Here is a 7138-nt window from a genome sequence, read left to right as displayed (position 1 = left end):
GCCGTTGTCGGCCACGGAGCGTTGCAGGGCGCGGAAGATCATCGCGAAGCGCTCGGACGGGTCGGCGGGCATGAAAGGCGCGTTCGAGATCATGGCCGCACATAAACCATGTGGGGTGGGGGGTGAGAAAGGGAAAAAGTTAGGCAGAGGAAAAGAAGTACTTCTTTTTTGTAAAAAAGAAGCAAAAAACTTTTTTTAATCTGGGGCACGGGCGTTGGAACCGGTACGGGCCCAGATTAACAAAGTTTTTTTTGCTTCTTTTTTGTTCACAAAAAAGAAGTGCTTCCCTAACCTTCTCTCGCGCCACGGCGCACCTTAAGCGGCGAGGATAAAACAGCCCGACGCCGCCAGCATGGTCGCGAGGCCGATGCGCAGGACGGGCTCCGGCGTGCGGTTGGAACTCAGGCTGCCCAGGATGATGCCGGGAATCGAGCCGAGCAGCAGCGGTAGCAGCAAGGTGAAGGAGACGGTGCCGAGCGCCCAATGCGCGATGCCGGCGAGCAGCGTGAGCGGAACGGCGTGGGCGAGATCGGAGCCGACGATGCGGGCGGTCGCCATGCGCGGGTAGAGCAGCATGAGGGCCACCGTGCCGAGCGCGCCGGAGCCGACCGATGTGACGCTGACCAGAACGCCAAGCACGAAGCCGAGGACGATGGTGGGACCCGTGCGCGGAATGATCGCGGGCGCATCCGTTGATGGGTGGGCGCCGGGGATGGTTTTGATCAGCCAGGGGCGGATCAGCAACGCGGTGGCGGCGAGAATGAGCACCACGCCGAGAATGAGGGCGCTGATATGGTTGGCGAGCGCACCATGCACGCCGAGATAGCCCAGGCCCGCCAACGCCAGCGCCGCCCCCGGCAGGCTGCCGGACGCGAGCCGCAAGACGATGCGCCAATCCACCGTATGATTGAGCCCATGCACCGCCGTGCCGACCGATTTGGTCGCGGCGGCAAACAACAGATCGGTGCCGATCGCGCCGGATGGATGGACGCCGAACAGAAGTATGAGCAGCGGCGTCATCAATGCGCCGCCGCCGACGCCGGTGAGACCGACGATGCCCCCGACCACAAACCCCGCGAGAATTTCCGGCACGTTCATTCGTTGTGTTTAGCATGAAATTGACGGCGGGCGGGGCACCATCGTTTCAGACAATCATGCCCCGGACAATATTGCCTGGAGAAAGGTTGGGCTCACTCACTGATCGGCATGATCGCATTCGCCGATCAAATTCATTTTGCCGCTTGCGTTGCACTCGAACATCAGTTTCGTCGCTATCAGCGTCTTGCCTTGCAGTTTATCGATCTGGATGCGTTGTGGCAGATAAGCCTGAGTTGCGAATTTCGCATCGGCCGCGCCGAACGCCGCCTGAGCGGCGTTGTAGTGATGCGCGTTCAACAATAATTGAGCGCGCAGCACCATGACTGGTTGCGTTTCCAGCTTCTGACGCTCGGCATCGGTCAGAAATGCAGCGGCTTGGTCCGATCGCCCGAGTTCGAAATCGGTCTCTGCCTGAAGGAAGAGATAATATTCACTCTGCCGCAGGACGATACTTTTGATCGAGCGGAGCTGGCTGGCGGCCTCCATGGCCTGGCGGTGTTCCAGCGATACCGCGGCATCGCCGAGCGACACCTCGTTTTCAATCATCAGACGTGTCGGCGCCGTGTCGATGATATGGGTGAAGCCGGCATCGCTCATCGGTGGCAGATAGGTCGGATATTGGCGTGTGATATATGTTGCGGCGATTTTCAGACGGTCGATTGCCGCCGGGTGCCCTGCCAGGACGGCGTTTTCCGCTCGCACGAAATATGGTTTCAGCGCCTGGCCAAAGCCGAAGTTGATCTCGGTCTGGTTGCCGACGGCGTGGGTCGTTACGTAGTGCTGGAACGGCAGGATGGCTGGCTCTGCGGCGGCCGCCTTGCGCTCCTGCGCGATCAGGATCGTCAGGATGTCGGTCGCACCCTGGAGGTTATATCCGGCTTTCGCCATCAGATCGATCGCGAGCAGATCGGCCATGCTCTCCTGATCGCGCTGCCAAGCGGGAAACACGCCGTTTGTCGTCGCGACGCCGAACAGATAATCAGCGACAACTGCGCTTTTGGTTGCATCGGCGATGACCGCGGCTTTGGCGCCGAGGGTGATCGCTGCCCCGGCATAGACGATGCCGCGCAGTTTCGCCGCGTTTTTGAACAGGGCTGCGCGGCTGGTCGTCTGGCCCATCAGGACGTGGGATAATTCATGTGCCAGCACAAAGGCCAAACGGTCTCCATTGTCCGGCGCGGGATGCGTTGACAGGTAATTCAGCAGACCTGTGCTGACGATGATGGCACCTTCGGGTGTGGTATCGGACGTGAAACTGGTGGACGGGACGAGGAGCACCTGCACGTTGGGCCGAGCGTAGGGCCAGGATGCCAGAAGGCGATCGACGATCTGATTGCAGAAATCGACAAAGGCGGGGTCTTCGACGATGCCGGTTTGCAAGGTCAGCGGGCGACGGAGAACCAGGGATTCGGAAGCGGCGCGACCTGGTTGATAGGTCTCTGCTGAACTCAGTGTTGCGATGAAGGTTCCATGAGCGGGCAGGACGGAGGCCGTGTCAGTCATGCCGCGCGGCAGGGCGGCACAACCTGCGACGGCGAGGGTGACCGCAAGCGCGGTGAGTTTACGGATCATGCTGTGCATTGTCATTTCGGACACGAGCCCCCAAGGCCATTGGTCATTCCGATTTGATTGTCGCCGGGTGGCGCATAGTTTCCGATGCAATTGCTCGCGGGTGGCGGTGGCAAAGCTCCTGTCGTGGTCAAGCCGAGTGCCCGGATGTAGATTGTACCGCGCGCTGTGGTGACGGGCACGAGGCCGAGATTGGTCTCCGGCCCTGCGATATGATGGCCGATCAAGCGACTTGCCGCTATTGCGCCGAGCGGCTGGCCGGCGGGGCTGAAACGTTGGACCGATGGACCGATCGTACCGGTAATTGTTTGGGCGGCGGCATAGTCGACGGACCGACCTGCCAGGACAAGGCCGAAACCGGCCAGAATAACCCTAGCTAACCTGTTTCTCAGCTTCAGCTTCAGATTCAGTTTCTCTCTCGCTTGCCTTGTCATTTTCAGACTCCCTGTTTTGAAGAATCGATTCAGCGATATCGGGAAGTAAAGCCCATAAAAGAACGAGTGCGATCCAGTCGTTATTCTGCCAATGCAAGTAGAATTCATTGATGAATAAAACGGGAATTATTACGGGTAATAACATGAGAGGTCTCAGCACAAAATTTTTTGCAAATGCGCTCTGCTGATAAAATGAAACTATGAATATAATATATATTAAAACGTAAACAATAAAATATTCTAATATAGTAGATGCGCTATTCTTAGATTCTGTTAAATTTCGACCGTATACGTCATCTATAAAAATTAGTGTCATAAATAGCGCCATGAGCGACGGGATGCCGGCGCGTAGAATTTTTGATTGTCGATATTCGTTATGTTTTTTCATGATTTTTTGCATATAGCTCGGGCGTTCTGCCCATTTCGCCTTTTTTTCGTCTTGCATCAAATTCATTTTTACAAAAAGGTAGTCAATCGACAGAACCAGCCAAATGATAGCTTCTGTAACTACAGAGTCCGAGATGGAGACCATGTTCGCGTGAAACATATCGCCGGGTTTGTGAAAATACTGGTTGCCGAAGCTCAGCAGATTGTCGAATGCCATCGCCTGCTCCTGAACGCCGGCGAGCAGGCCGACACCGGGAACGCGCACCACATCGTGTTCTGCGCGTAGATCGGCACCAAGGAAAACGACTCGACCATGCAGGAGAGAGTCAATATTAACGGATGGATGGTTTCGTGTACCCCAGGTTGCTTGATTGAGTTGCGCGGCATCGATCGTGAGCTCATAGGGACACCGCTGCCGCGGGATCAGGTGTGTCAGGGATCGACCGGCATTTTCCAGGGATTGGAGAAAGCGGCTCCAGGGCTGTGGCCCAAAGGTCTGGCAGTCGGTTATGGCACGCGGACCGGCAATAAGTCTTTGCTGTGGCGATAACAGTGTGCCCCAGCGCAATGCCATATCGGCGGTGAATCTGCTTGGATTCACGGCATGGGAACAATAGGGCTGAAAACCATGTTTGCAGACAAGGCGATACATGGTGAAGGCCGCTGAATCTCGGACGATCATGTGTTGGCGTCCAACGCCTTGGTCGCAGGTGGTGCCTACGCTGCAATCGGCCACTTGTAAGGCGTAGAGATTGCTACCGGCGTTCCATTCGGCCGTCGCGCTTCGATGCGTGAGTGGTGGCGGTAATGGGCCGTAGCCGTCTCGGCGTAGGCCGTTCGCGAACAGGACTGGAATACCGTTATTTTTTGCATAAATCAAAAAACTATCGAATTGATTTAGTGAATCGCGCCTACGGTTACCCGTGAAGCGAATATCGACAAATATTGCGCGCGGCTTTGCTTGAATTATACTATCTAAAATTCCAACAATATCGGAATATGGCAATGGCCATAACGCATGCGTGTGGTACGATTCATGGAGGTTTGCTGCGGCCGACACCTGCTGATGATTGATATTTTTGAGCGTGCTATCGGTAATTGCGACAACGGCAATTTTTTGCTGTGCAGGATTTGCGTTTAAGCCATAGAACGGCTGAAAAATGGTTTGAAGAAAATTTGACGAACTCGTACGTGTTGCGCTGTCAAAACCGAGAGGATCGACGACGACAAAAAAAATCCATGCAATTATAAAAATCAAAAGACGCGTTAAAAAAAATGTTATATCTTCTTCGTCGAGTCTTTTTATCTTGTTAATCAATGGCGTTTCCAGATATCAATTTTTGTCTGTGCAAAAGAAGTAGAGTCAGATCTAAAATATGATTTAAAGTCGGTGTGTTTTTAATGACCTTATCGGTAAAAGCGTTCTTAACGGGTCCCACCGTCTGTGGCATTCATTAATAAAAGTCAATATCTTCGAAAGAAAATTTTAGTGCAAAGATATCAATGGCTCGTCGCCACGTCGGCCGCGACAAGGGGAAGGTGGATTACCGGTTTGCCGATTCTCCGGTGGTAAACTGTGAACCTGCGTTGATCAGGCATCCAAAACTGCGGTTTTATAAAAAAGCAGCAAAGATTTTTTAATCGTCGTGATCATCGATGGCTTCATTGCGCTACACCAATGACGAAGAGTTTTTTTTGCTTCTTTTTTTGCAAAAAAAGAAGTGCTTCCTTGCCTTGCCTTGCCTTGCAGCCGGTCACGAAAATATCGTTTGATGTCGAATGAATGTGGGCTTATGTGCAGGGTTCGGCAACATCCATAGGAGTGTGATCATGGCGAAGGTTTTGATGCTTTATTACAGCACGTGGGGGCATGTTGAGGCGATGGCGGGTGCGGTGGCTGAGGGGGCGACGGGCGCGGGTGCCAGTGTGACGATCAAGCGGGTGCCGGAGACGATGCCGGCTGCGGTGGCGGCTTCGATTCATGCCAAGACGGATCAGGCGGCGCCGGTGGCTGAGCCTGGCGAGTTGGCGGAGTATGATGCGATTATTTTTGGCACGCCGACGCGGTTTGGCAATATGTGTGGGCAGATGAGGAATTTTCTGGATCAGACGGGGGCGTTGTGGGCCAAGGGGGGTTTGGTCGGCAAGGTGGGGTCGGTGTTTGTTTCGACTGGCAGCCAGCATGGCGGGCAGGAGACGACGATTACCTCGTTCCATACCACGTTGTTCCATCATGGCATGGTGGTGGTGGGGGTGCCGTATTCGGTGCCGGAGCTGAGCAATATGGATGAGATTTCGGGTGGCACGCCGTATGGGGCGTCGACGATGTCGAAGGGTGATGGTTCACGGATGCCGAGTGCGAACGAGTTGGCGATTGCGCGGGCACAGGGCCGGCATGTTGCGTTGATTGCGGCGAAGCTGGCGGCATAACGGTTGGTTTGACGCTGCGCTGTTTGAAACTGAACTGTCATATGACAAGCGTCCTTGCGCGGGATAGACCGTGGGCCGAACCGAGTGAGGACGCATCATGACGATATCACGCCGCCGTTTTTTGGAATCGAGTGCTGAGCTAGGCGCAGTTTCGGTGCTGGCTGGCGCGCCGGCGATGGCGGCGGCGGGCGGCGAGGCGCGGTTTTTCGTGATCGGGGATTGGGGGCGCGATGGGAAGCACCATCAGCGCGCGGTGGCTGGCGCGATGGCGGCGGCGGCGGTGGCGGCTGATCCGGCGTTCATTGTTTCGGCGGGCGATAATTTTTATGAAGCCGGGGTGACGGGTTTGAGTGATCCGCAGTGGCGGACCAGTTTCGAGGATGTGTATTCGCAGGAGTCGTTGCAGCGGCCGTGGCATGTGATTTTGGGTAATCATGATTATCGGGGCAATGTCGAGGCGCAGTTGGCGTATTCGAAACTGTCGCACCGGTGGGAGATGCCGGCGCGGTATTATACGCGCAAGTTGGCGGTGCCGGGCGGGGGGGCGGAGATTTTTTATCTCGATACGTCGCCGTTCATTCGCAAGTATGCGGGCACGGTGACGAATACGGCGGGGCAAGACAAGCGGGCGCAGCTGGCGTGGCTGGAGCGTGGGTTGGCGGCATCGGGTGCGCGGTGGAAGATCGTGATCGGGCATCATCCGTTGTACACGGCGCTGGGCGGGCATGGGCATGATCAGCCGGACATGATTGCGGCGTTCGAGCCGGTGCTGCGGCGGCACCAGGTTGCGCTGTATATCAATGGGCATGACCATTCGATGCAGTATGTCGAGATGGGCGGGATTGCGTATGTGACGACGGGTGCGGGGTCGCACACGTATCAGCCGGGGCCGGCGAGCCGGGCGGGGTATTGCTCGGGCGATCATGGGTTTCTGGCGGTGGCGGTGGGTGCGGCGGCGGTGCGGCTGGATTTCATCGATGCGCGGGGGAAGAGCGTGTTCGGGAAGACGCTGGGGGTTTAGGCGGGGGACGTCAGGCTTCTTTTTTGTAAAAAAGAAGCAAAAAACTTTCTTTGATCTGGCATTTGCTGTTGAAACCGCTGCGGGCTTAGCGGAGTCAAAGTTTTTGGCTCTTATAGCGTTGCCTGTTGATATGGTCCGAGACCGATGGCACCGAGGATCAAGGCGTCGGGTGTGACGTTCTGTCCCAGCGCTTCCAGCG

Annotated in this window: 5 protein-coding genes; 2 read left to right on the top strand and 3 right to left on the bottom strand. The window is 55.9% G+C overall.

Features of this window, described 5'->3' with window-relative positions; translation table 11 throughout:
- Positions 1-315: 315 nt before the first annotated feature.
- The 3 genes from BW994_RS18415 to BW994_RS18405 form a co-directional block, all read right to left on the bottom strand.
- Positions 316-1098 carry a sulfite exporter TauE/SafE family protein gene (locus BW994_RS18415; RefSeq protein ID WP_029314199.1) on the bottom strand — a complete coding sequence of 261 codons (783 nt, stop codon included), beginning with the start codon at positions 1096-1098 and terminating at the stop codon, positions 316-318.
- A 96-nt stretch (positions 1099-1194) separates the two neighbouring features.
- Positions 1195-2670 carry a M48 family metalloprotease gene (locus BW994_RS18410; protein WP_162176830.1) on the bottom strand — a complete coding sequence of 492 codons (1476 nt, stop codon included), beginning with the start codon at positions 2668-2670 and terminating at the stop codon, positions 1195-1197.
- Between the two features lie 369 nt (positions 2671-3039).
- Positions 3040-4806, bottom strand: coding sequence for a CHASE2 domain-containing protein (locus BW994_RS18405; protein ID WP_162176829.1), 1767 nt, complete (start codon positions 4804-4806; stop codon positions 3040-3042).
- A gap of 512 nt (positions 4807-5318) precedes the next feature.
- Here BW994_RS18405 and wrbA point away from each other — a divergent pair.
- Both wrbA and BW994_RS18395 read left to right on the top strand, forming a co-directional pair.
- Entirely contained in the window at positions 5319-5918 is a 600-nt protein-coding gene (wrbA, locus tag BW994_RS18400; RefSeq protein WP_029314195.1) for an NAD(P)H:quinone oxidoreductase, read from the top strand.
- 97 nt (positions 5919-6015) lie between these two features.
- On the top strand, positions 6016-6939 hold the full coding sequence (locus tag BW994_RS18395) for a metallophosphoesterase (RefSeq protein WP_029314194.1): 924 nt from the start codon (positions 6016-6018) through the stop codon (positions 6937-6939).
- The last annotated feature ends 199 nt before the right edge of the window (positions 6940-7138 follow it).

It is taken from the genome of Acidiphilium rubrum (assembly GCF_900156265.1).
Lineage (GTDB): Bacteria > Pseudomonadota > Alphaproteobacteria > Acetobacterales > Acetobacteraceae > Acidiphilium > Acidiphilium rubrum.
Note: the sequence above shows the minus strand (reverse complement) of the source record. Positions and strands in the feature narration are given on the sequence as shown.

What these genes read in the sequence shown, in the direction of transcription:
- BW994_RS18415 (WP_029314199.1), bottom strand. Translation starts at nt 1,098, where the DNA reads ATGAACGTGCCGGAAATTCTCGCGGGGTTTGTGGTCGGGGGCATCGTC.
- BW994_RS18410 (WP_162176830.1), bottom strand. Translation starts at nt 2,670, where the DNA reads ATGATCCGTAAACTCACCGCGCTTGCGGTCACCCTCGCCGTCGCAGGT.
- wrbA (WP_029314195.1), top strand. Translation starts at nt 5,319, where the DNA reads ATGGCGAAGGTTTTGATGCTTTATTACAGCACGTGGGGGCATGTTGAG.
- BW994_RS18395 (WP_029314194.1), top strand. Translation starts at nt 6,016, where the DNA reads ATGACGATATCACGCCGCCGTTTTTTGGAATCGAGTGCTGAGCTAGGC.